This window comes from Anaerocolumna sp. AGMB13025, assembly GCF_029689925.1.
In the GTDB taxonomy this organism is placed as follows: Bacteria; Bacillota; Clostridia; order Lachnospirales; family Lachnospiraceae; genus Anaerocolumna.
The window spans coordinates 3,782,227-3,805,986 of the sequence record NZ_CP121445.1; the positions used below are offsets into that span (position 1 = coordinate 3,782,227).

General features: G+C 36.7%; 17 protein-coding genes and 1 pseudogene. 1 reads left to right on the plus strand and 17 read right to left on the minus strand.

The genetic code is table 11. The features are described from left to right. Position 1: 1 nt before the first annotated feature. The 9 genes from QA584_RS15615 to QA584_RS15655 all read right to left on the minus strand — a co-directional run bounded on the left by QA584_RS15615 (position 2) and on the right by QA584_RS15655 (position 13,379). The gene (locus QA584_RS15615; RefSeq protein WP_278269980.1) at positions 2-1,060 is read right to left on the minus strand and encodes an ABC transporter permease; all 1,059 of its coding nucleotides are present in this window, start codon (positions 1,058-1,060) and stop codon (positions 2-4) included. Beyond that, on the minus strand, positions 1,053-2,576 hold the full coding sequence (locus QA584_RS15620) for a sugar ABC transporter ATP-binding protein (RefSeq protein ID WP_278269981.1): 1,524 nt from the start codon (positions 2,574-2,576) through the stop codon (positions 1,053-1,055). The genes QA584_RS15615 and QA584_RS15620 overlap by 8 nt, the downstream gene beginning before the upstream one ends. Before the next feature lie 116 nt (positions 2,577-2,692). Next, a complete protein-coding gene (locus QA584_RS15625) occupies positions 2,693-3,760 on the minus strand; it encodes an ABC transporter substrate-binding protein (RefSeq protein ID WP_278269982.1) in 1,068 nt (355 codons plus the stop codon). A gap of 286 nt (positions 3,761-4,046) precedes the next feature. Beyond that, positions 4,047-5,477, minus strand: a complete 1,431-nt coding sequence (locus QA584_RS15630) for a sensor histidine kinase (RefSeq protein ID WP_278269983.1) — start codon at positions 5,475-5,477, stop codon at positions 4,047-4,049. Further along, complete coding sequence (locus QA584_RS15635) at positions 5,444-7,105, minus strand: response regulator (RefSeq protein WP_278269984.1); 1,662 nt, start codon at positions 7,103-7,105, stop codon at positions 5,444-5,446. The genes QA584_RS15630 and QA584_RS15635 overlap by 34 nt, the downstream gene beginning before the upstream one ends. A 294-nt stretch (positions 7,106-7,399) precedes the next feature. Further along, a complete protein-coding gene (locus QA584_RS15640) occupies positions 7,400-8,620 on the minus strand; it encodes a GGDEF domain-containing protein (RefSeq protein ID WP_278269985.1) in 1,221 nt (406 codons plus the stop codon). A 394-nt stretch (positions 8,621-9,014) separates the two neighbouring features. Next, a complete protein-coding gene (locus QA584_RS15645) occupies positions 9,015-11,378 on the minus strand; it encodes an FAD-dependent oxidoreductase (protein ID WP_278269986.1) in 2,364 nt (787 codons plus the stop codon). A 114-nt stretch (positions 11,379-11,492) separates the two neighbouring features. Next, a complete protein-coding gene (locus QA584_RS15650) occupies positions 11,493-12,371 on the minus strand; it encodes a LysR family transcriptional regulator (RefSeq protein WP_278269987.1) in 879 nt (292 codons plus the stop codon). Positions 12,372-12,518: 147 nt separating this feature from the next. Beyond that, positions 12,519-13,379 (minus strand): TraX family protein, encoded by an 861-nt coding sequence (locus tag QA584_RS15655; RefSeq protein ID WP_278269988.1) that lies wholly within the window; start codon positions 13,377-13,379, stop codon positions 12,519-12,521. 354 nt (positions 13,380-13,733) lie between these two features. Between QA584_RS15655 and QA584_RS15660 the strand changes: the two genes are divergently transcribed. Continuing rightward, entirely contained in the window at positions 13,734-13,958 is a 225-nt protein-coding gene (locus QA584_RS15660) for a hypothetical protein (protein WP_278269989.1), read from the plus strand. A 653-nt stretch (positions 13,959-14,611) separates the two neighbouring features. On the opposite strand, the gene QA584_RS15665 is transcribed toward QA584_RS15660, so the two are convergent. The 8 genes and pseudogenes from QA584_RS15665 to rluF all read right to left on the minus strand — a co-directional run. Further along, positions 14,612-14,806: a helix-turn-helix domain-containing protein gene (locus QA584_RS15665; protein WP_278269990.1), complete on the minus strand. Its 195-nt coding sequence runs from the start codon at positions 14,804-14,806 to the stop codon at positions 14,612-14,614. A gap of 114 nt (positions 14,807-14,920) precedes the next feature. Next, positions 14,921-15,877: a hypothetical protein gene (locus tag QA584_RS15670; RefSeq protein ID WP_278269991.1), complete on the minus strand. Its 957-nt coding sequence runs from the start codon at positions 15,875-15,877 to the stop codon at positions 14,921-14,923. After that, the gene (locus QA584_RS15675; RefSeq protein WP_278269992.1) at positions 15,874-16,047 is read right to left on the minus strand and encodes a hypothetical protein; all 174 of its coding nucleotides are present in this window, start codon (positions 16,045-16,047) and stop codon (positions 15,874-15,876) included. The genes QA584_RS15670 and QA584_RS15675 overlap by 4 nt, the downstream gene beginning before the upstream one ends. After that, the gene (locus QA584_RS15680) at positions 16,040-16,834 is read right to left on the minus strand and encodes a TIGR04255 family protein (RefSeq protein WP_278269993.1); all 795 of its coding nucleotides are present in this window, start codon (positions 16,832-16,834) and stop codon (positions 16,040-16,042) included. The genes QA584_RS15675 and QA584_RS15680 overlap by 8 nt, the downstream gene beginning before the upstream one ends. A 232-nt stretch (positions 16,835-17,066) precedes the next feature. Beyond that, on the minus strand, positions 17,067-18,482 hold the full coding sequence (locus QA584_RS15685; protein ID WP_278269994.1) for a hypothetical protein: 1,416 nt from the start codon (positions 18,480-18,482) through the stop codon (positions 17,067-17,069). A gap of 870 nt (positions 18,483-19,352) precedes the next feature. Continuing rightward, positions 19,353-20,258, minus strand: a complete 906-nt coding sequence (gene metA / locus QA584_RS15690; protein WP_278269995.1) for a homoserine O-acetyltransferase MetA — start codon at positions 20,256-20,258, stop codon at positions 19,353-19,355. Positions 20,259-20,365: 107 nt separating this feature from the next. Continuing rightward, the gene (gene ligA / locus QA584_RS15695) at positions 20,366-22,324 is read right to left on the minus strand and encodes an NAD-dependent DNA ligase LigA (RefSeq protein ID WP_278269996.1); all 1,959 of its coding nucleotides are present in this window, start codon (positions 22,322-22,324) and stop codon (positions 20,366-20,368) included. A 635-nt stretch (positions 22,325-22,959) separates the two neighbouring features. Further along, positions 22,960-23,709 (minus strand): annotated as a pseudogene (rluF, locus tag QA584_RS28720) (23S rRNA pseudouridine(2604) synthase RluF); the annotation flags it as partial. Between the last annotated feature and the right edge of the window lie 51 nt (positions 23,710-23,760).

A 23,760-nucleotide genomic window follows, 5' to 3' on the forward strand; every position in this document is an offset into this window, starting at 1 on the left:
ATCAATGCCCACCTTCCTTCACTGCTTTTTTAGAAGTAAGACCTGACATATATTTTTTAAATACAGGGCTTTGGATTACAACGATAATGATAACTGCAACAGCCTTATAAACCGGAAGCTGGTCTGAGGATACATTCATCGCATACAAGGTGGTGGTTAAAGCCTGGATCGTATAAGCTCCAATTACCGAACCCATCAGGCTGAACTTACCGCCGCCTAATAGATTGCCGCCAAGAGCAACTGAGAGAATTGCATCCATCTCCATATACAAGCCGATGTTATTGGCATCTGCGGAATAAATCCTGCTGGAATTAACAATGCCTGCCACTCCTGCCAACAGGCCGCAGATTACATAGGTCAGGAATTTAATCATGGTGGAATTAAGCCCCACCAGTCTGGAAGCCGAACCATTGATACCCACACTTTCGATATATAAACCAAGGGCAGTCTTTTTAAGCACCAGGGAGGCAAGAATAACCATGGCTATTGCAAAAAAAATCGGTGTCGGAACCGGTCCGATATACCCTCCCATGACTTTATAGCTTTCCACACGGATATAAGTAATCTGTCCCTTTGTAATAAGCTGTGCGATTCCCCTGCCGGCGGTAAATAGAATCAATGTCGCAACCATTGGCTGGATATTAAGTTTTGCAACTAAAAAACCGTTAAATGCCCCACATAGGGCAGAGGCCAACAGTGCTGCAAAAATCCCTATGATAAGTGGATTCTGAAAGGTATCCGTTGACACCCGTCCTCCGGATAAAATCTCACAGCATACGGCTCCGGCTACTGCCATTACCGCACCTACGCTGATATCCTGACCACCGGAAGCAGCAGTAACTAAAGTCATGCCGATTGCTAAAATTACCAGCTCCGAACCGCGGTTTAATATATCCACCAAGTAACCGTAAAGTACATTATTCTTTATGGAGATTTCAAAGAAATTCGGGGTCTTTATAACATTAATCAATAAAACAATAACAAGACATACAATTGGCAGAAATAAGCGGTGTTCGATTAATTTCTTAAAATTAAATTTTTTCTCAGACTTTTTATTCATCGGCTCTTTCACCTCCGGCTATTGTCTTCATGATTGTTTCCTGTGTCAGTTTATCTGCATTTATTTCACCGACTTTTTTTCCGTCTCTTAAAACGATCATCCGGGAACAGGTTCTTAGCATCTCTTCAATTTCTGATGAGATAAAAGTAACTGTTTTTCCTTCACCTGAAAGCTTTAGGACCAACTTTTGGATTTCTGTCTTAGTGCCGATATCAATACCTCTTGTGGGTTCATCCAGGATTAAATAGTCCGGATTGGTTAAGAGCCATCTTCCGATTATAACCTTCTGCTGATTGCCGCCGGATAAACTCTTTACCGGAGTTTCCCGGCTAGAAGTCTTAATGCTTAATAAATCAATGAACTGATCCGCTGCCTCTTCCATCTCTTTTCTGCTCATGGGTTTTAGCATCCCCCGTTTTGCCTGCATCGCCAGAATAATATTTTCCTTTACGGAAAGCTCTGCTATAATACCATCCCGCTTTCTGTCCTCCGGCAGATACCCCATGCCATGCTTCATGGCTTCTAGGGGAGTGTTTATTTTAACCTCTTTACCGTCTATCTTAAGGACTCCGCTGTCAGCCTTATCCGCTCCGTAAATGGTACGGACCAGTTCTGACCTTCCAGAACCTAATAATCCGGTAAGACCAATAACTTCTCCTTTTCTGATTACAAGATCAAAAGGCTTAATGGTTCCCTGATGTCCCAAGCCTTTTGCTTCGATAAGGGGAGTGCCTTTATATTCCTGCTCCACATGTTCCTTCTTAATATCTGCAAGGTCATCAAAATCTTTACCCATCATTTTCGCTACTAATTGTATGCGGGGCAGTTTATCGGTTTCATATTCCCCCACCAGTTCTCCGTTTCGAAGTACCGTAATCCGGTCACTGACTGCATAGACCTGTTCCAAAAAATGTGTAACAAAAATTATGCCAACGCCTTCACTCCGTAAACGCCTCATGAGACCAAATAATTTTTCCACTTCCTCTTCATCAAGGGATGAGGTCGGCTCATCCAAAATCAACACTTTACACTTCATATCCACTGCCCGGGCTATTGCAATCATCTGCTGGATTGCCAGGGAGCACTCTTCTAACATCTTAGTGGGACTTACTTCAATCTTTAAGTTTTTTAATACTTCCTCTGACTTTTGCTTCATGGTTTTCCAATCAATCAGACCAAATTTCTTTGGCTCTCTGCCAATAAATAAATTCTCCGCAACCGTCAGATTCGGACATAGATTTATCTCCTGATACACAGTACTGATTCCATTAGCCTGAGCTTCCATAGGCGAACGGTTTATGATTGCTTTCTCGGTTCCTTCAATATGTATTTCTCCGCTTTCAAACTCATAGACACCGGTTAAAACTTTAATCAGGGTGGATTTTCCAGCACCATTCTCTCCCATCAGGGCATGAATTTCTCCTTTTCTTAAATAAAAATCCAGATGGGATAGAGCTCTTACCCCCGGGAAGGTCTTACTTATGTCTTTCATTGATAATACCATACTCTCATCCATACTATCTAATACACCTGCTTTCCATGGGCCACAACATTATAAAGATAGCGCGATACAGTTAATCCGTCTGAATTTTCCATATCGCGCCGTTACGCTTTCAGGCTGAAATAAGTCGATTAATAAGCTCTCTTATCAAGAATTTCCTGTGTAAGCTTCGTAACCGGATAATCTGTTCCGTCTATACTAAGTGATTTAACCGAATCATCAAAGGAGAATATAACTTCATCTACATATTTCTTTTTATCAACGGTTTGACCACTTTCAAGAGACTTAATAATTTCTTCCACTCTTGGTCCGTGGAGAGGATTACATTCCGTATTTTGGGAAATCTTACCGCTTAAGGTATCGGTCAAACCTGCTTTGGTGCAGTCAAAGGACATAACAATCATATCCCCGTCTAAGCCTACTTTGTAGCCTGCGGCTTCGATTGCATCAATGGCACCAAAGGCTTCATTGTCATTTTCGCAATAAACCACATCAATTTTATCACCAAACTGTTTTAGCATGGATTCCATTACTTCCTGACCTTTTGCCTGTGTAAATTCTCCGGAGGTTTTGGAAAGGAGCTTCCAGTTACTGTGGGCTGCTACCGCATCTTCTAGTCCTTTGGTACGGCCAATCTGAGCAGAGGCACCAATGGTTCCCTGGATATCAACAATATTAACTTCATCCTTATCTTTTCCGGCTGCCTTTAAATAAGCATCCAGCCACGCAGCGGATTTCTTGCCTTCTAGTTCAAAGTTTGAACCTACCCAGGCGGTATATAAGCTGTCATCGGATACATCCACCATACGGTCAACAATAATTACAGGAATACCTGCATCCTTTGCTTCCTTTAATACGGTGTCCCAGCCGGTTTCCGTAACCGGTGCAAGTACTATGTAATCTACTTCCTGCTGGATAAAGTTACGGATTGCCGCAATCTGATTTTCCTGCTTTTGCTGTGCATCGTCAAATATCAGCTCGTAGCCATTTGCTTCACTAAACGTTGATTTCATGGACTCCGTATTAGCAGTACGCCAATCGGATTCTGCGCCTACCTGTGAAAAGCCGACGGTTATTACGTCCTTGCCCCCCTTTGTGGATGCGGTATCATTACTGGTCTGCTTCGTATTTGATCCGCAAGCTGCCAGTGATAACACCATCAGAGCTGTCATCACCAAAGCTAAAATACGTTTTTTCATTAAAAAATCCTCCTTCTATATTTTTGTAGCTGCAGGGACTGTGAAACTCAAGTATTGTACCGATCTACCATAAAATAAATCCTATTTCCAAGTTAAATCTTACCCGGAAGGAAGAAAAAAGTTAGAAATATGTATTATCTGACGGGTATATTCCAGTACTTCATAGTTTCATAATTACCCATTATTATTGCTGACTATAATTATAAATATTTCCATAAAAACCTCCATGAAGTATCTTACGAATTAGGTTGGATAATTTATGATTCCTAAATTTCTGGTAATTATTTTATGATTTTGGTTCAAAATTTTTAGGTATTCTTATATTCACCGTAGTTCCGCTTCCATATTCCGACATAATATCAATACCATATTCTTCTCCAAAATATAGCTTTATTCTCTCATGGACCGCGGAAAGACCAAACCCTACCTTTTCTGAATTTTCAAGGGCATGCTTTAAGCTTTCCAGCTTTTCTGGACGTATACCGATTCCGTTATCGGCGACACTAAGAAGGATATCATCCTCTCCTATCTCCCGACAGGTGATTGCAATGGTGCTCTTTCCCCTTTTTTCCTTTACTCCATGGTATAAAGCATTTTCTGCCAGAGGCTGCAAGGTTAACTTTGGCAGCTTTACTTCACTGAATTTCTCCGGTATGTCAAGGGTGAACTCTAAAATATCCTGATATCTTACCTGCTGGATATCCAGGTAGCTTTTCGTGTGCTTTACTTCTTCCCTCAGGGGTATGACATCCTGCCCTTTTGACAGAATGGTCCGGAAGAATACGGATAAATTACCTAACATAACAACCGCTTCTCCATGCTTGCCCGCTTCCACCAGCCATACGATGGTATCCAGGGTATTATATAAAAAGTGGGGATTGATTTGTGCCTGGAGTAGTTTAAGCTGCATTTTGTGCTGCATTTTTTCTTCCTCCTTCACACTGTCTAGCAGCAGCTTAATACGTTCTGCCATCTGCTCAATTCCAGTATCCAGCTGTGCTATTTCTTTATACTTTGTACGGGTAAGGGTAATTGCAAATTCACCGTTGCCGACTGCGTTTACATTATTACACAATTTACTGATGGGAACCGTGACACTTTTAGAGAATCTCAACCCATAATAAAGCAGGTAAATAACTGTTCCAAATACAAATAACAAGGCCAGGGTCACAACAATGCGTATATCATTTTTCATCTTTTGTTCCAAATCCGCCATATAACCCGCTTCATAGTAGATATAATTAATCATCTTCCCCTGGATTAGCTTGGTTAATACATAGATATTATTATCCAGCTGGACCATTCTGCTATCATAATCTCTGGTTTGTTCTATCATGTACATTTTATTTTTTAGATTTTCACAATAATCCAGAATATTTTTAAGTGTTCTTTTGCTTTCCTTACGATAGGTGCTTTTTATAAGGGAACTGGCAAGGGCGATGGCGTCATCTACATCAGCTACCGGAAGTGTGGTCTGCTGTTTGCTTTCCACGGAGTAATAATACATCTTTAAATCAATGGTCTCTTTAAAATCCATATTGAATTTACTGCTTAGGTTAACATTATGGGTTATCTTTGAGTATTTAAGCTCGTACAGCCCAAATACCAGTACTACTAATACTACCCAGAACAGCAGCGGTAGCAGCATATTCATGGTAATGAGTCTTAATTTCCGGTTAAGACTTATGTCCGGTTCACCAAAACTTCGCCTGCACATAATACCCCTCCCTTTTTACTTCGATAATCACTTGGAGTTATACCCTGGGTTTTTTTAAACAGAAAACTAAAATAATGGGAATCCTTATACCCTACCTCCATGGCGATTTCACCAGACCTTTTATCCGTACACCGAAGCAACTGCTTTGCCTTATCCATTCTCAGTTCCGTAAGATATTCAATAAAGGTCTTTTTCATCTCCTGACTGAATAAGGCACTGAAATGATTGGCACTGACATTGGCCGCACAGGCTACCTTATTAAGGGATATGGAATCATCCGTATAATTTTTTTCAATAAAGGTAATCGCTGACTCAAGTACACTTTTGTAACGCCCCTTGGTACTTTCATCTCTTACCTGTATTCCTTTTTTTAGAATCTTTTTAATCTGATTCTCTCCATAATCAGAGGTGGCTGACGGATCTGTTACAATACCTGCAAGGAACTGGTCCAGCTCACTTTTATCATAACCTAACTTCTGTATAAAAGAGACTGTGCTAAAATGTACATTAAGCAATATATATTGACGGAAGATTTTGGACTTTAATGCTTCTTCCCCAATCATATTTAAATAATTTTTTGCAAAATCATTTACCTCGTCTGGCAGGGCTTTGCTTAAGAAATTATGTATTATTTCAGGATTTAGCATATTGGTATCAATATTCTTAAGCTTCATTTCATCACCTGCTATATCTGTCTCCGGTGTGTCCGCAGAGTATACTCCCCTCCGGTATTTACTTAGATAACGGGCTGCAAACTTATGCATAGCCTCCTGATAGCTTTCTGAAAGCATGCTAAGCCGTTCCACCACGGTACCATCACAGATGAACCATTCAATCTGATCTCCGCCCTCATGAAAGAAGGTTTTTAGTGTCTCTGCACATTCTAGCGTCAAGGCATGTATCCTGTTCTTTTCTCCCTTTATCAGGACTGCATAGCTGAATATCTGATTACGGAACAAAAGATATTCCTTTCTCTGCGAAAACAACTGATCCAGATGATTCTGCAGCCAGGCCGTTTCCTGGGTATAGCCATCTTGTATAACATTATCCTTACCAATGGAATTCATGGAAAACAGTACAATATTATAAGCCTGTGCCGTTATGTCAAGTTGAAGCTTTTCTGCTTTTTCATATAGAGTACGAAGATTCACCTGACCAGAGACTAGCGTATCAAAAAAATCCCTTCTGGAAAGCTGTTCGTATTCCTGGATTTCATTTTTGAACTTGTTATAATAGGTTCTTTTCAGATTCTCATTTTCACACTTTGTTCTGATTTCCTGAAGGACTTCAATAAACTTAAGCTTACTGATAGGCTTTAACAGATAACTTTCCACCCCCAGAGAAATCGCCTGCTGGGCATAATCAAAATCATCATAACCACTTACAATAATGATTTTGGTAGACGGTAATTCCTTCTTAACGATTTTACACAAATCCAGTCCGTCCATAAAGGGCATCTTAATATCTGTAATAAGGATATCCGGCTTTTTTTCCCGGATAACCGGCAGTGCAATTTCCCCATCTCCTGCTTCTCCTACCAGTTCAAACCCATATTCCCCCCATGGTATCATACGCTGTAATCCTTCTCGGATTACAATTTCATCCTCAACCAAAAAAACTTTTATCATACCTCTCCTCCTGAATATTTGTAAAAAGTTGGCATAAACTGAGACCAGATATAATCTCACACCTGGCATCTTCATTATAACACCCATTTTCTCCCATTTCTATAGAATAATGAAAGGTCAAAAAAAACTGGTCAGAATCTTATTTCAATTCTGGCCAGTTTAAATGCGACTGCGAAAGTCACCATTTTTCAAAACTTTTCAAAAGATATTGTTGATTATTATTACAGCAGTTTCAGGTTAATAAATAGGACTGCCGCAAAGTAATAAGATAAATCATCTAATAAAAATTAATCGTTATCCATATACACGAATTGCATTTTTACTCACTTTTGCTTCATATAGTGCCTGATCGGCATGGATAAACAGCCTTGCCGCGTTACAATCCGCTGTATATGGCGCAATTCCGAAACTCGCCGTTAAATTAAGTGTCGGATAATTAACCGCATACAATTCATTTATTATGGTTTTAAGCCTTTCACAGGTTGATACTACCTGATTCATGCGCGTATTTTCAAAAATCAGACAAAACTCATCCCCGCCATAACGAAAGACAGACGCACCCTCACTATGCTTTTTTAATACTTTCGTAAAATTGATTAAACAATCATCACCCACATGATGACCCAATTGATCATTCACACTTTTAAAATTATCAATGTCTGTGATTACAAAAATATAACTGGGGGTTTTGTTTATCTCCAAATCCCGCAGGGCATCATGTAAGGCCTTGCGGTTGTATGCTCCTGTTAATTCATCTATCTTAAGCTTATGTTCGAGAAGCACTCGCTCTAATTCCTTTTGGATACTCGCTTCATTCTTCTTTCGTATATAAGCTATCTTAATAAGGCATACAATTGATGTTGCGCAAATGATGGATAACGAAATCAGGAATTCAGACAGTCTCTGGGTACTTGCATATACACTGGGTTTATCCACATCCCATTTAATAAATAATTCTGAGGTAATCAGTGCTATAACACTTAGTAAGACCGTAATGCCGGTTACACGGTAATTTGCATAAATAGTAGTTAAAATAATAGCAAAAATAAATAGAAAATAGGTTGAAGTAAAAGCACTATGTGCAGTAAACAATATAAAGGATATCACTACTAAATTAATGGATACTGCACAAATTTTCTGATCCTGTGTTAATTTCTTTCCACGCATTATGAGGGTATCACAAATAATACAAGTAAAATTAACGGTAGTCGGCGCAACTATGAATTTTAGAATAAAGCGTCTTACCGTTGTTGTCAGCATTTCTGAATTGGTTAATATAAGAGCCATAAAACACTCCACCAGAAAAGCAAATACAACTAATCCTACGGAAATTTTGTACTGAAACTGAAGCCAATCATTATCTATTCTTTTATATTCTTTTCGGATTTCATCAATATGGATCTCATTACTTTGGAATTGATTGCTATAGACTTCCTTCTTATGGAATTCATTCATGGGTATATCGTCATCATTAATATCATTGTTATGAACTTTATCGAGGTTGCTATTATTCATGTAAGTTAATCTGGGTTATGCCCCGGCTCCTTTGTATACTTAATATGTAATATTATAAAAGAAGCATTTGTATTCTGCAAGTATATATTAATAATAATTACTTTTATTAGGTTGCTGTTCACAGGCAACAAAAACATCCTAGAAATACTCTACTTCTAAAATGATTAACATATATCTGTCATGCAGCCTTGGTAATAGGCTGCATTTTCTTTGTTGAGTCTATTATTTCCTATATAAATCATCCGTTTTTTAATGTAAGATAATTTGACCCGCTGTCAGAGAACTTTCCCCGTATGTTAAACAAAAAGACTGCACTTCTTGTATCGAAAGAAATGCAGTCTCTTGATTAAATTATTAATCACTTAAATAAATATTTTCAGTAAATATCAGACATCTATTTAGTCGTCTCTGCCGCTTCCTTACCGGCTAAGCGACCGGAGGTAAAGGCCCAGCCCTGGGCCGCACCACCATATGTTACATAAGCTTTCGCCTCGGAGAATAAAACGCCCATACTGTCGGTACCAACGGAATACAGACCATCAATTGGTGTCTTGCCATCCGCTAAGAGTACCTGGAAGTTTTTGTTGATATCCAGACCGCCGCAGGTAGAATAACAGTAAGAGGAACCAACGATGCCATAGTAAGGAGCACCCTCTACCGGAGCTAAATATTTAGAATCTTTATTAAAATCAGCATCCTTGCCTTTTGAGCAATAAGTATTGTATTGGTCAACTGTCTGCGCCAGAACGCCGCCATCCAGTCCCATTTTATCCGCTAATTCTTCAAGGGTATCTGCTTTAAATACATAACCGGCTTTAATTGCCGCTTCTAAAATTTCTTCCGTTTCAGGCATAGGAACTCCTGCCGGGATGCTGCTGCCATAACCTAAATACGTGGTGGAGACACCATAAGGTTCTTCAAAAAATCCTTTTTCAATAAGTGTTTTAATCTGTTCGTTGCCCCAGATACTATAGAAATGAGATCCGGAAATCCATGGATTAAACATGGAAAGTGCATTCTCGTTGGTAAAACGCTTTGAGTTTGAATCAACAGCTAAAGTGTTGGTTGCGACTGCCATATTTAACGGAATATCTGCAATAGACCAAACTGCCTGTCTTCCGGTTGCACGGCTGACTGCACCTTCAATTTTATTGGAAGGATATCCGGAAAGGAACCCATCTGAACCGCCTACATGTACCATAGGAGGAACGCTGATATTAAAAGTTCCTGCTCCATCATCGAGGGCAGCCTGAAGCATTAGACCGTTATTCTGTTTCATGCCAAACTGTCTCCAGCTTCCCTTAAGAGGATAATAGTTATTTGACAGATAAGTTTCTTCCATTTCGCCGCTTCCTGCAAAACCACCGGTAGCAAGAATAACCGCTTTCGCATTAATTTTGTATTCCGTTCCATCAACTACATTGCGGGCCAAAACTCCGGTTACCTTTCCATCGGTTACAATCAAGTCATAAGCTTCTGTTTCCAGAAGATATTTACCAGCTAATTCATTGGTGAATTTGTCATAAGCAGACGCATAGAAACTTTCTGTCAATTTCTTAGCGCCAGTGTATGGTGTAAAGGCTGCCCAGGAATTCCCGGCAAAGCCGCTTGCAGGGTCAAAGGAAAAACCAAATTTAGTCAGCCAGTCAATCGTATAACCACTTTCGTCTATCAAGAGGCGGATCATCTCCGGTTTTGCTGTCTGTACCCCGTCTACTGTTGTATATGCTATCCAGTCTTTATAAAGTGCTTCTGCATCTATTAATTTCTGACCGGCAGGCTTTGTAATAACTTCCTTTGTAATGGGATCTGTCCAATCTTTAATTTCTGCTTTTACCTGGCTTGGAACATTAATAGCCATTGGTCCACTGGTAATGGCTGAGGTACCGCCCCACTTACCAGCCTTATCAATTGCCAGCACAGAGGCTCCGTTCTCGGCAGCACTAAGTGCAGCCGCTGTACCGGAACCGCCCATACCAACTACTAAAACATCGGTATCCATAGTAACAACTTCACTGTTTTTCTTTGTCTCTTTATAAAAAGCTTTTATTGCAGATTCCTCGCTGCCACCAGCAACAAGCGCTTGCACAAGGGCACCTTCCACTGCCTGTTTTACACCATTACTGGAAGCAGTTGCTCCTGTAACAGCATCCACACTTACTGACTGGGACTCTAACATACGTGGAAGAAGTTTATCTACAACTGACTGCAATATTCCTTGGGTTTCCGAAGTATTTTCCTGATCTACCTTAATATCAAGAATCTTTCCTTCATCTACGGTTACTGATACTGATATTGGCTCGCTGACACGAAATCCTGTACCCTCTCCAGTATAGGTTCCCGGTGCCATTTTGGCTGCCACTTCTGTCTCAACGCTGGTTCCTGTAGCCTGTGCAATACAATCTTTCGCTGCTGCAAGTATTGCTTTACTGCTGTTCGTAGCACCGGAGACCATATCTACATCCGCATTCTGTTTCTCTAAAATCACAGCTGGAAGACTCTCTACCGCTCTGCTTCCTACACCATCGGTCTCCTTATCCCCTTTGATGGTCACGTTAGTAATGCTTTTTTCATCAAAGGTCATAGTCACTGTAATATCTCCACCAAAGCCTTTGGCAGTCGCCTCGTACTCGCCGGGTGTATACAGATTTACCGAAGCATCCGTTTCCTGTGTCACTTCCTTGGGTTTTGGGGTGCAGGCACATAAACCTAATGTAACCATAGCAAGCACAATCCATAGCATAAATTTCCTTTTCAAAATTTCATCCTCCTGTTTCTCTTTCTGTTATTGATACCTGATGAGGCATCAATAACTTTGACATTTTTTTGTCAATCTAAAGTATAATAGAGAAACAGGTATATGGCAAATTAGTTATTTTGCTGGTTCCATCAATAAAAGTGGTAGCAGTTGATTTTCCACCAGATCGGTATCTGCTTTATTATTCCAGCATAGACATAGCTTTTCTTCAGGATGATCCACTATCTCTACATAACTAAGCAGTGGGTGAGGACGACAGGCACTCTTTAAGCAAAAAGAGATTGCATAACCGGCTGCTACCAGGGTTTCTATGCTATCGTGATCATCGGCATAACAATGCTCATTGATTGCCCTGCCCATCTTCTCCCAATCAACCAGCCTGTCTTTTCTATTCCCGCCTCGTAAAAGTACAACCGGGTCCTTGGGAATCGCATTCATTCGAATCGTGGTATAATGTGCATGTGTATGGTTGCGGGAAAGCATCAGCATAACTCTGTCTTTTCGAAAAACCCGGTAATCCAGCCAGTTTTTTTGCTTGATATCCGGTGCATAAACGCATATGATACAATCTACTTTTCCCTCCTTTAACCGTTTCAGCAGGTTTTCTGCCACATCATGCATTAAGGATACCTTGACATGGGGCACCTCCTGATGAAATCGGCTAAGGATTTCCGGAAATTGCTTTCTGATAAGATCACCATGGCATCCGATATGAAGGGTTTTCAGGTATCCATTTGAAACATTCTTGACCAGCGCCACAGAGGCATCGATTTGCTGCAGAATACGTCGTGCTTCACTATACAATACCTCTCCCGCGGGGGTAAGAGTAAGAGATCTGCTATGCCGCTCGAAAAGCCGAACCTGAAGTTCTTTTTCCAAGAGAGCAATCTGTTGTGACATTGCAGACTGAACAATAAAACTTTCCTGAGCTGCAGCCGTAAAATTCAAGTGTTTGGCTGCTAGAATAAAGTAACGAAGTTGTCTGATTTCCATTAGTCATTTTCCTTTCAAATGCCCATTCTATATCTATGTGATAGACAATCAGGGTGTTTTGGCTGTCTTTAAGAATATTGTATCAGACTATGGACTGGTTGACCAGAGTTAGGTTAATAATTTAACAATATATTCTTTTATAGCTCATTATCTAATAAGGAAGTATAACAAATACGATAACCCGCATAAAACATAAATATGTACCGGATAAAACCAATAACATAACTTCTTATTGCCTTTCCCTCTTTCCCCATTATACAGTAACATTAAAATTGCTGCCAATGACCCCATCCATTCAAAAGCTTTCGTAAATAATAGTGTAATTGTAATATCCGGTATGGTTACCATTGGAATGATAGCATAGAGTATAACATTGGTAATGACAAAAACAGATACCTGCCATTTACGATGTCTGCGAAGCAGGTACATCAGAATACCCTGTAAAATAAAATAGGTACCACCATCCATAATCCATGCATGTAAAGGAAGTATCGTAAAATGCAAGATATTAACTGTAATCCATCCACCAGGTATCATACCGCCAAACTTTATTGCTAAATATGGTAAAATCGACGGTATAATAATTGCTAAAAGACCTTTTGCCCACTGCTTCTTAGCACACCAATCAATACCCTGAAGGATAACGATTAAAATTGAAAATGTTGCAAGCATTTGATTCTGGGGATAAAATCCATCCGGCCGCCTTAAACCAAAATTAAGAATAAGAAACTGGATAAGTCCCATTATTATGGCTATGGAATAAATCTGTATAAAATACTTCTTTCGATTATGGGTATGGGTAAACCCTTCTATGAGACAAAATAAAAATAGTGGCGCTGACAGTCTGCCAAGCATGGAAAACCAAATTGGTATTTTCCCTGTAAATTCAAAGAAATAGTGAATGTGATCCAGTACCATCAAAGCCATTGCAATATACTTTAGCTGAAAACCGGTAAGTCCTTTTTGTTTCCTTGTTTGATTCATTGTTTGTTCTATCGTTTGATCCATATCTAAAACTCCTTTCCTTTACTGATAGTATAGCAGTAGTTTTTAAGGATTTTATAAGGATATGGATTTTTTTTGACAAAATTAATACCTTTGCTCCAAGCATCTATTTTCACTATTGAAAAGCTACGCGCTTTTATTCCGGTTTTATACAAAAATAATCTTAACATGGATTCTTGTTTTGGTGGCTACCACTAGTGAAACAAAGTTCCCATATAGATTTCTCACTTTATATAGCTTTTTCCGCTATGAAAACTGTATGACTTTTTATTTAACTGTCCACACTAAAAATAAATAAGCTGCGAAAAGCTTAGATTATAATACTTTATTAGGCAGTTTATTCTATTAGGAGTTGGTATGATAACAGAATATAAAGAACATAGAGGAATTTTAGAAAAGAAGGACAGAACTATTTGGGGTAATTATTTATTTAGAGTTAATGATGGAGCAAAGATTATTTCTGTAAAAGTTGGAAAAACCTTATTCGATATGTACAAACTTAATACTCCGGTTACTATAGGTTATATAGGTAAAAAGCTCATAAATATCAGACCGGGCATTATACCTCATGAAGATGAATAATACCCCTTTCCCATAAAAAGAGGCACTACAAGACTTCATTTCTTATAGTACCCCTCTATATCTTCTTTATTTATCAACGCAATCAAGTACTTCCCATGGATCCTACATCTTACATAGTCTTTACTGCAGTCGTTTATGTCCAATATTTTTTATTATCCTTTTATTTTTTACAAAAAAAATAAAATACTCAATCGTTAATGATAAAATGCATTATTTATGATTAAATAGGTATTTAAAAGGTCAATTGTTTACTATACTTCACATCAATTTTATTATTCTGTTTCTTAAAAAAACCTGACACCAATGATATGATAATTGGTGTAAAATAGTGATAATTTATGTTACTTTTATTTTTTCAAAAAGTACCTCTGATTCTAGTATTTAAAGTCATTTTAGAGTTCATAAAGAGTTACTTGATATACATAATAAGCACAACTTCTAACAATGTACTCATAGTTGGAATTCCTTTTTTTATTAGGGTTTCAAGACTGTTGTACACCACAATGTCATAATTTACACCACTCGTACACCATTGAAACTCACAACTTTGTTCTCATACACTTTCTCTTTTGCCTGAATGACGAAAAAAACGTCGAATCTAAAGTTTTTATACTTTAGTCGACGCATTCTCTCAACCTAAATCAAATATTTTTTTATCTAAACTCTGTCTGCATTTCCAACCACTCATCTAGTTTCTTCTTATGAGCGTATAGACGATTGCCAATGCGGACAGTAAATTTGTTCCTGCTATCATCTAATATTTCCCGTGCTTTGCTCTTATTAATACCAAGGTAAGCACAGAATTCGTCTAGATTGAGCAGGGCTTTGTTATAATCATATTGTTGCATGGTGTACCTCCTGGTATTGAATTTTGGGTAAAGGATTAGCCCCGCGATGCGGGGCTTGATTTATCTATAATATGTAAATACTCAAAGGAATTACCTTATATCATTATATTACTTTTAGACTACAAACTCTAATGCATTTCCCTGTTTCTGGGCTTTAATTGGTTCCATATCAACCAAATTGTATCTATAATACCATTCACCATATGAATCAGTGTTTAGATCTTTATCATTCTTACCGGTTATATGAACTTTTTTCGATATTGTAGAATACTGCTCCAATACTTCATTCATAGGTAAGCGTTGTTTTGTATAATTTGTAGAACATGAAATAGGTATTTTTATTTTTTTATCAAACAAATCAATCAATTCTGTCGATGTAATAGAGCCATGGTGCGGAATTTTTAAAAATGATAGGGATTTAGGAAATATATTCTTTTGTATTCTTAAAATTGCTTCATCAATAATATCCCCCGCAAAAAAGTAATTAAACGTAGAATTAATTTGAACATTACACGCAATAGAATAGTCATTACAATACGTACTATTTTTTGTGGACTTCATTAACAAATGTTTTGAGTTTGGCAATAATGTTGTTACACTCAGTTCAATCTGCTCCTCAGACACTGCGTTATTAAAAAATACACTGAATTTTTGCTCTGCCACCATTTCTATCTGTACATCACTTGCCAATAAATCTTTTAATTTATCCACCACCGACTTTGAATATTTGGTTAATGCTCCTTTTCTGTCAAATATAGAATGAGGTATTAGCACAACAGAATTTTCTTTTATATAATGATCCAAGATTTCTAGCAAACCAAAACTATGATCATAATCGGTGTGGGACCATATTAATAGATTAACCTTATCAACTTTATGACTTTTAAGAATATCAATAGTCCTATTTGTTTTTCCCTTTTTAAAACTATCAATTACCATTGTATATACAATGTTCTCTTTATCATCTCTTAAAAATAGAATAATTGATTCACCTTCGACGGGATAACCAATTACATGGATGTCAACAAACTGAATTCTGTTACTAATAGCATATCTTACATCATCAATCATCTTATTGCCCAGTTATTTAGTTCTCTTACAGGTTTAGCTCCTGTAATTTTCCTATATTGAGGTAATTCTATCTCATTCATTTTACTTAATGTAGGCTTCTGAGGTTTTTCAAATTTAATTTCACTAAGTAGTTTTGTATAATTATCATTTGACTTCACGGTTTTAATCATTTGACTTCACTCCTTCTATGTTTAATTCAGAGCACTTACCTTCTTTCAAGCATTTAATAAAACTATCATTCATAATACAGGTAAAAATTTCATGAAATATTTCATCATTAATGGTCGTCATTCTATCTCTTAATGTACTGATGTCCATTGATTTTACAGTCCCAACTATATCAAATATAAACTGCAAAATATTGATTTCTTGATTCTTTTCATCAGTAACAATAACTGGAGCAATGAATTGAACTATTTGATAATCAGTATCATTAATCTTCAAATCTAGAATATTTTGATAATTTTTTATATCATCATGTAAATAAACCGTATTAAATGCTTCAGATTTAAATCCTTTAAATAAATCATCGATTGTATAGGGAAAGCATCTGTTTATTTTTCTTATACTAATTTTACTACATGCAAGAAATTCTTGCAATTTATTTATTTCTTCTAGCAAATCACAAAATATATTCTTATATTTTTGAAAATTTACATATTTTTCTACTCTAACCCTAACTTCCATAAAAATTTCTGAAATTTTAAGTTCAATCAGTCCATCTTTCGTTTTAAACACAAACACTCGAACACCACTATTTTTTTCATCTTCAGAATCTTTTTCATAAAGATTTAAATTTCTTTCACTTATAAAATCAGTGAATCCTTTATCTTTTATTTTTCCCTGCAAATTGTCAATTAAACCACTCACTGAAAAGATTCCATCATAATCAGCGCGAAGTATAATCATATTTAATATATTATATTTAAAATCTTTTTTATCATGGATTTGAGACATTCTAACACTCCTTGATATCTTTCTATTTTTAAATAGTATAACACACTTTGCACTAATATGATATAAATTAATGCTACTTTTATTATCTATCTCCACGTGTAGGGAGTTGGTAAACGTATCAACAAATAGATCATCAATTAACCATCAAGCTCACTTACTAGAAGCATTCCAATCCATTGACATTCAAGCAATATTATCAAAGCCTAAAATATTAGATTTATTTAATTGATTTTTATCTATTTTTATTTCTTTTATTTATTGTCTCAAGTATTGATTCTTTATCCTTAAGAGTGTTAGCATAACTTTTTATTCCTAAACCTACATCAAGTGTTGTTGGAATATAAGATATATATGGGATATACCCGGCAATAGCTTTTCCTAATCCCCATATAGCTTTTTTACTAGTCATCTTTCTAGTTTTTGCAATTTTTTTACATTCATCATCTAATAACTCATCTATCTTTGAAAACACTTCTATGGCGATTTCTTCAAACTGATCAGGTGTATTATGAATTGAAGCAACTGCTTTACCCAAAAAATCTCTATACTGTGTAACATTCTTGTATTCACGATGGTCTAATATTTCATCAGATGAAAGTTCTACTATTTCTGCTAATTTATCATTCCTGTGAATAGCACACATATATTTAAACTCATCAGAAGCCGGAAAAGCATTACCCGCCACTTCATACAAAAACGGTTCCCATTCATCTTTATTAAATATAGGGTTAGCTTTAAAATTAATGGATTCTTTACAATGCATTTTGTATGTATAATGATTAGTTGTTATGATATTGTTTATTATCGCATAATTCAATACACATCGCATAAAGTCTTTATTAAAACATCCCCACGATTCATTCATAAATTGAATATATTGTTGAATTGTATCTTTCTCCATTGTATCCCACTCATATTGTTGAGCTTCTGCCATATTGATATATATTTCACATTCTGCCATTTTCTTCTCAATTTGCAAATCAGACAAGCTCTTAAGTATTTCTATATTCTTCCATAATTCAGTTTCACCACTATAATCAACTCCAAACAAATTTTTTGATATATCAACTGCATTTTTCCTACAACTCTGATACAACACCTCTTCCTCATTTGATTCCGTCATTATATTTGTCGGATAAATGATAGCAAATATCTCTTTATTTGTAGTAAGTACATAAGACTTCAAATCCATCAGTTCTAATACATTTTTATAGAATGTATTTATAAATGAATAATTTAAATTATCTCTTTTATTTGCATAGGGCGTGTAAAAAGGATCATTTAGTATAAGCAGGTCGTAATACAATGCGTTTTGCTTAATTTCTGTTTCATAGTATGAAACATATTTATCATCACAAGCCCCAAATAATCCAATATTTGAATAAGAATTTAATCCTTCATTTATTATTTTTTTCCGATCATCCCAAAATTTTTTTACTCTTGATCTAAATTCATTTCTTCTATAAGATAAATTATTTTCATCACTACATAAAATTATAGATTTTTGATTATCCAAATATTTCTTTATAAATACCACTTTTTCCTTTCCACTTTTCTTGTATTCTTGATAAAATGAGCCATAAAATTCATCAAAAATCAAATAATATTCGCTTTCAATTTTGTATAAACTTTCGTTCCGATAGTTCATGATTGAGTTTCCCTTTCCTATGCTTATAAGTCTAATGTCACAAATATTTCTTAGCTAATTTAATTTCTGCTTATCTATCTTATACAAACATTTATTTGAGCACATTTTCTTATCAATTACTTTATGCTTTTTCTAATATTTTTCTATTAAAACTCTATATTATATAGCCTTGAAATCAACATCGCAATAATATTTTAAGATACCCTTAATTCATCTTAAAATAAAAATAATTTAATCTCATTGCTTTTTTACAAATTGGTTATATAATAAATTTATTATACAGCTAAATTTTATATTTTAAAATCTGTTTTCAATGTAATATCCTAAAATGCTATCAAAATCCCCCTGCAATAGTGTTTTGTGCACTCTTTTAGGGGATTCCCCTCTAACAAGACATCAGAGACTAGAGATATCTCAGATGCGTATCTTGCCATGCTCCCCTCGAAATTTTTATAAGTCTTTTTCACTTCCTTAAATAACGGATAAGTAAAAAGTAAATTGTCTCCACACATTAATAATTCATATCTGGATTATTTCCTTGCATAACAAAAGCACCGCCAATTTTACATGACGATGCTCTCATCCGATCGACGCATTTTTCTTTATAAATTGTTATTAGTTTCAATTATCTTTTGCTCGATGTAGAAGATTCAGTTCTAATTCATTCCACCAAATGAATTTTCACGCAAAAACAACCTTTCAAATCCAACTTCACTACCATAAAGTGTACACCATCAAAATAATCTTCTGTACACCAATCGTACACCAATTTTGAGTATAATTACGATATTTTACGGCAGCTTGCGACACCTTGTTTTTCTCACTAAAGACTCACAACCCCTGTAAATACGCAATTCTCCCTAAGATTGCCTATAGCTCATATGGCGTCACCTGATATACATAATAATTCAACCAATTCGTATACATCGCATTCGCATGCGCCCGCCAGGTTAAGCTGGGCTTATTATCATCTATATCATTCGGATAATAATTCACCGGCAACTGTATGTCAAGACCTTTTCCCTTGTCCCGCTTATACTCTTTATCCAGGGTTATCCGGTCATATTCCGGATGTCCCATTACGAATATCTGCCTGCCTTCATCAGCTATCACGATAAATACTCCTGCTTCTTCCGATTCAGCTAGTATGGTCAGGTTCGGATTACTTTCGATATCCTCTCTGGATACGGTAGTATGTCTGGAGTGAGGGGCATAAAAAATATCGTCAAACCCTCTTACAAATGGTTCTTTACGATTTAATACCTTGTGAAGAAATACACCGAACATTTTTTCCTCTAAGGGAACTTTGCGGATACCATAATGATAATATAGTCCTGCCTGTGCTCCCCAGCAGATATGAAGGGTGGAGGTGACGTTAGTTTTTGACCACTTCATGATCTCAACTAGCTCCTCCCAGTAGTTTACTTCTTCAAATTCCATCTGTTCCACCGGAGCCCCTGTAATTATCAGTCCGTCAAATCTCAGATTTTTGACCTCTTCATACGTTTGATAAAACTGATCCAGATGGCTGGCAGCCGTATTTTTTCCAACATAGGAACCTGTTGTTAAAAAAGTTACATCAACCTGCAAAGGGGTATTGGACAAACTACGCAGCAACTGAACCTCTGTGTCCTCCTTAAGAGGCATGAGATTTAATATTGCAATCTTAAGAGGACGTATATCCTGATGCATGGCTCTTTTCTCATCCATCATGAATATATTCTCATCTTCCAATATCTTTTTTGCCGGCAAATCGCTTTGTACTTTTATAGGCATATCATCACCATCTTTTCTTTTATATTTTATTTATCTTAACAGTAGTGCTTGTCATAATTAAACTTATAAGACAATGCGGATATAAGGCATACCAGTTCCTATTTGGTTTACTTTATTAACTCAAGAAATTCTACTTCTGTTATAACTGGAATACCTAATTCTTTTGCTTTTTTATTCTTTGAGGAGTTTGATAAGTTATCATTGTTAATCAAATAATCCGTTTTCGCAGTTACAGATCCAGTCACTTTACCGCCCTTTTGTTCAATGACTTCTTTTAATTCATTCCGATTGGTAAAATGCTCTACGGAACCGGTGATTACAAAAGTCTTACCGGTTAAAATAAGATTCTCCTCTGTTTTTTCCGTCTGTTCAAACCTGATTTCTTTTAACAGGTCATCTACGATAAGCTGATTCTCTTCCTTTTGGAAGAATTCCAGGAAAGTATCAGCAATTACACCGCCGACTCCTGGTATAGTAAGCAGATTCTCTTTTTCGGCGTTTCTAACTGCTTCAAAATTATTGTGGAATTCTTTACAGATTAGTTTTGCGTTGGAAAGACCGATATTCTGTATTCCTAAACTGTATAAAAATTTTGCAGTTGTCGTATCTCTGGCTTTCTCTATAGAAGCAATCAGATTTTGATAAGATTTATCACCAAAACCTTCCATTGTTACAATTTCCTCTTTATACTGTGTTAAATGAAACAGGTCCGCCAGTTCGTGAATCATACCTTTAGCAATGAATTTTTCAATGGTTGCTTCTGACAATCCCTCCATATTCATGGCATCCCGGCTGACAAAGTGGGTAAATGATTTTATTTTTTTTGCCAGACAGTCCGGATTGGTACAATACAAGGATTTTACATCATTTTCCTGTTTAATCTGGGTTGGATGATTGCAAACCGGACAGTTCATTGGAATCTCTACATGACCGCTTCTTGTTAAATTCTCCGCTATCTGTGGAATTATCATGTTTGCCTTATATACCTGGAGGGTATCCCCTAACCCAAGCTCCAGAGCTTCCATTATACTAATATTGTGGATGCTTGCACGGCTAACGGTAGTACCTTCCAGCTCAACGGGCTCAAAAACTGCAATGGGGTTGATAAGTCCTGTTCTGGAAGCACTCCACTCGATTTCCGTTAGTTTTGTTTCCCTTATTTCATCCACCCATTTAAAGGCAATGGAGTCTCTTGGGAACTTGGCAGTTGTGCCAAGGGATCTTCCGTATGCAATATCCTCATAAATTAGTACCAGACCATCCGAAGGGAAATCATTATTGGCAACCTGCTCAGAAAACCACATGACCGTAGCTTCCAGATTCTCTTTCGTCACCATTTTGCTTTCTACTGTATCAAAGCCTAAATTTTTCAACCACAATAACTGTTCGTTTCTGGAGTTTTTAAAGTCAACCTCTCCGCCCGTACTTACTAAATGAAAGGCAAAAAAGTGAACTTTTCTTTTCGCGGTTATTTCATTGTTCAGCTGTCTTACGCTACCGCTGCAGAGATTTCGGGGATTCTTATATTTGGCATCTACATCTTCAATTTCAGCATTTATTTTCTCAAAATCGGAATATTTGATAACAGCTTCTCCCCGCAGCACTAAATCTCCGGTATAGGTTATATTCAGGGGTATATTTTTAAATACCCTGGCATTATTGGTTATTACTTCACCATATTCTCCATTACCTCTGGTAACGGCACTGAATAATTTACCTGCTTTATACGTTAGAACAATGGTGAGTCCGTCTAATTTCCAGGATAACAGACCGGATTGATTTATAAGCCAGTCCTTTAAAGTCTCTACTTCCTTAGTCTTATCCAGGGACAGCATTGGTGCATCATGTCTTACCTTAGGAAGTTCGCTTAAGATTTCATATCCAACATGGATGGATGGACTATCGGATAAGATGATACCTGTCTCTTTCTCCAATGCCTGCAATTCATCATAGAGGGCATCATACTCAAAATTACTCATAATTTCCCGATTTTCCTGATAGTATGCTTTACCAGCTTCATTTAACAGACTAACCAGTTCTTTTATTCTGTCCAAGTTATTTCCCATTACATTCTCCCATTCTTTGTCCTAAGGAAAAGATGGGGTGTAAAGTATCATCTTCTTCCTCGTGACGGACTTTTCTCAAATTTTTTATATGATTTGTCAGAGGTCCTGGTCCGCATATTGCCTGATTTTGACTGACCTTTTCTGTTTTCAGTATTTTTATTGTCACCTGTCGTGCTTTTAACAACCGGTTTACTCTTTAACTCAGTACGGGTATCCGATTTCTTATTACCCAAGGCTTTGTAATCCGAGTTTTTGTAGTCTGAGTTTTTGTTATTGGAGTTTTTATTATTGGAGTTTTTATTATTCAAACTTTCACTAATAGTGTTTTTATTATTCGAACTTTTGTAATTCAAGTTTTTACTAATCGTGCTTTTACTATTTGTGCTTCTACTATTTGTGCTTTTACTATTCGTGCTTTTACTATTCGTGCTTTTGTATTCTGCTTTATTACTATCTATTTTTTTACTATCAGACTTTTTATTTTTCAAAGTTTTGTAATCCGATTTTACATAATCTGTTTTTTTATTAACTGGATTCTTATTCGGTGCTTTTATAGATTTATAGGTTCTTTTACTTTTCTGTTCCTGCTCCTCATCCGAAGCATCCTCCATAGAATTCCATAAAGTATCCGGGGTATTAACGGAATTACTGATTAACTCATTTAAGCCGCCAATTTCTTTTTCCGTTACATTGCGGTAACCGCCTACCTGCATGTATCCAAGATTTATATTCATGATTCTGGTTCTTTTTAATGTCAGTACTTTATAGCCGAAATATTCACACATTCGCCTGATCTGCCTGTTTAATCCCTGAGTAAGTACGATTTGGAAGGTCACTTTATCCAAAGCTTTTATCTCACAGGGTCTTGTTACCGTATCAAGGATTGGTACTCCGGCAGCCATTCCTTTTAAGAATTCTGAAGTAATGGCTTTATTAACCGTTACGATATACTCTTTTTCATGATTATTACCGGCACGTAATATTTTATTTACGATATTACCATCGTTGGTAAGTAAGATTAATCCTTCTGATTCTTTATCCAGCCTTCCTATGGGATAGATTCTTTTGCCATACTGTATAAAATCTATAATATTATCTTTTTCCCTTTTATCCGTTGTACAAACAATCCCTCTGGGCTTATTAAAAGCAATCAAAACCAGGGTCTCATCTTTGTCTACCGGCTTTCCCGCTAACATAACCTTCTGTCCGGATTTTACCTTCGACCCCATAACGGCTGTAATGCCATCGATTGTAACTTTACCTTCGGCTATATATTTATCAGCTTCTCTTCTAGAACATACACCTGCATCACTGAGATACTTATTTAATCTTACTTCTTCTGAGATTTCATTACTCTCTAATAACTTTTTCGTCCTTTTTGCCATCGTGGCTCCTTCTCTTCTCCGTTCAACTATACAGACCTTTAAAACATAGTC

What these genes read in the sequence shown, in the direction of transcription:
- QA584_RS15630 (WP_278269983.1), bottom strand. Translation starts at nt 5,477, where the DNA reads ATGTGCAGGCGAAGTTTTGGTGAACCGGACATAAGTCTTAACCGGAAA.
- QA584_RS15650 (WP_278269987.1), bottom strand. Translation starts at nt 12,371, where the DNA reads ATGGAAATCAGACAACTTCGTTACTTTATTCTAGCAGCCAAACACTTG.
- QA584_RS15655 (WP_278269988.1), bottom strand. Translation starts at nt 13,379, where the DNA reads ATGGATCAAACGATAGAACAAACAATGAATCAAACAAGGAAACAAAAA.
- QA584_RS15675 (WP_278269992.1), bottom strand. Translation starts at nt 16,047, where the DNA reads ATGATTAAAACCGTGAAGTCAAATGATAATTATACAAAACTACTTAGT.
- QA584_RS15625 (WP_278269982.1), bottom strand. Translation starts at nt 3,760, where the DNA reads ATGAAAAAACGTATTTTAGCTTTGGTGATGACAGCTCTGATGGTGTTA.
- QA584_RS15685 (WP_278269994.1), bottom strand. Translation starts at nt 18,482, where the DNA reads ATGAACTATCGGAACGAAAGTTTATACAAAATTGAAAGCGAATATTAT.
- QA584_RS15670 (WP_278269991.1), bottom strand. Translation starts at nt 15,877, where the DNA reads ATGATTGATGATGTAAGATATGCTATTAGTAACAGAATTCAGTTTGTT.
- QA584_RS15660 (WP_278269989.1), top strand. Translation starts at nt 13,734, where the DNA reads ATGATAACAGAATATAAAGAACATAGAGGAATTTTAGAAAAGAAGGAC.
- QA584_RS15680 (WP_278269993.1), bottom strand. Translation starts at nt 16,834, where the DNA reads ATGTCTCAAATCCATGATAAAAAAGATTTTAAATATAATATATTAAAT.
- QA584_RS15640 (WP_278269985.1), bottom strand. Translation starts at nt 8,620, where the DNA reads ATGAATAATAGCAACCTCGATAAAGTTCATAACAATGATATTAATGAT.
- QA584_RS15615 (WP_278269980.1), bottom strand. Translation starts at nt 1,060, where the DNA reads ATGAATAAAAAGTCTGAGAAAAAATTTAATTTTAAGAAATTAATCGAA.
- QA584_RS15635 (WP_278269984.1), bottom strand. Translation starts at nt 7,105, where the DNA reads ATGATAAAAGTTTTTTTGGTTGAGGATGAAATTGTAATCCGAGAAGGA.
- QA584_RS15665 (WP_278269990.1), bottom strand. Translation starts at nt 14,806, where the DNA reads ATGCAACAATATGATTATAACAAAGCCCTGCTCAATCTAGACGAATTC.
- QA584_RS15620 (WP_278269981.1), bottom strand. Translation starts at nt 2,576, where the DNA reads ATGGATGAGAGTATGGTATTATCAATGAAAGACATAAGTAAGACCTTC.
- metA (WP_278269995.1), bottom strand. Translation starts at nt 20,258, where the DNA reads ATGCCTATAAAAGTACAAAGCGATTTGCCGGCAAAAAAGATATTGGAA.
- ligA (WP_278269996.1), bottom strand. Translation starts at nt 22,324, where the DNA reads ATGGGAAATAACTTGGACAGAATAAAAGAACTGGTTAGTCTGTTAAAT.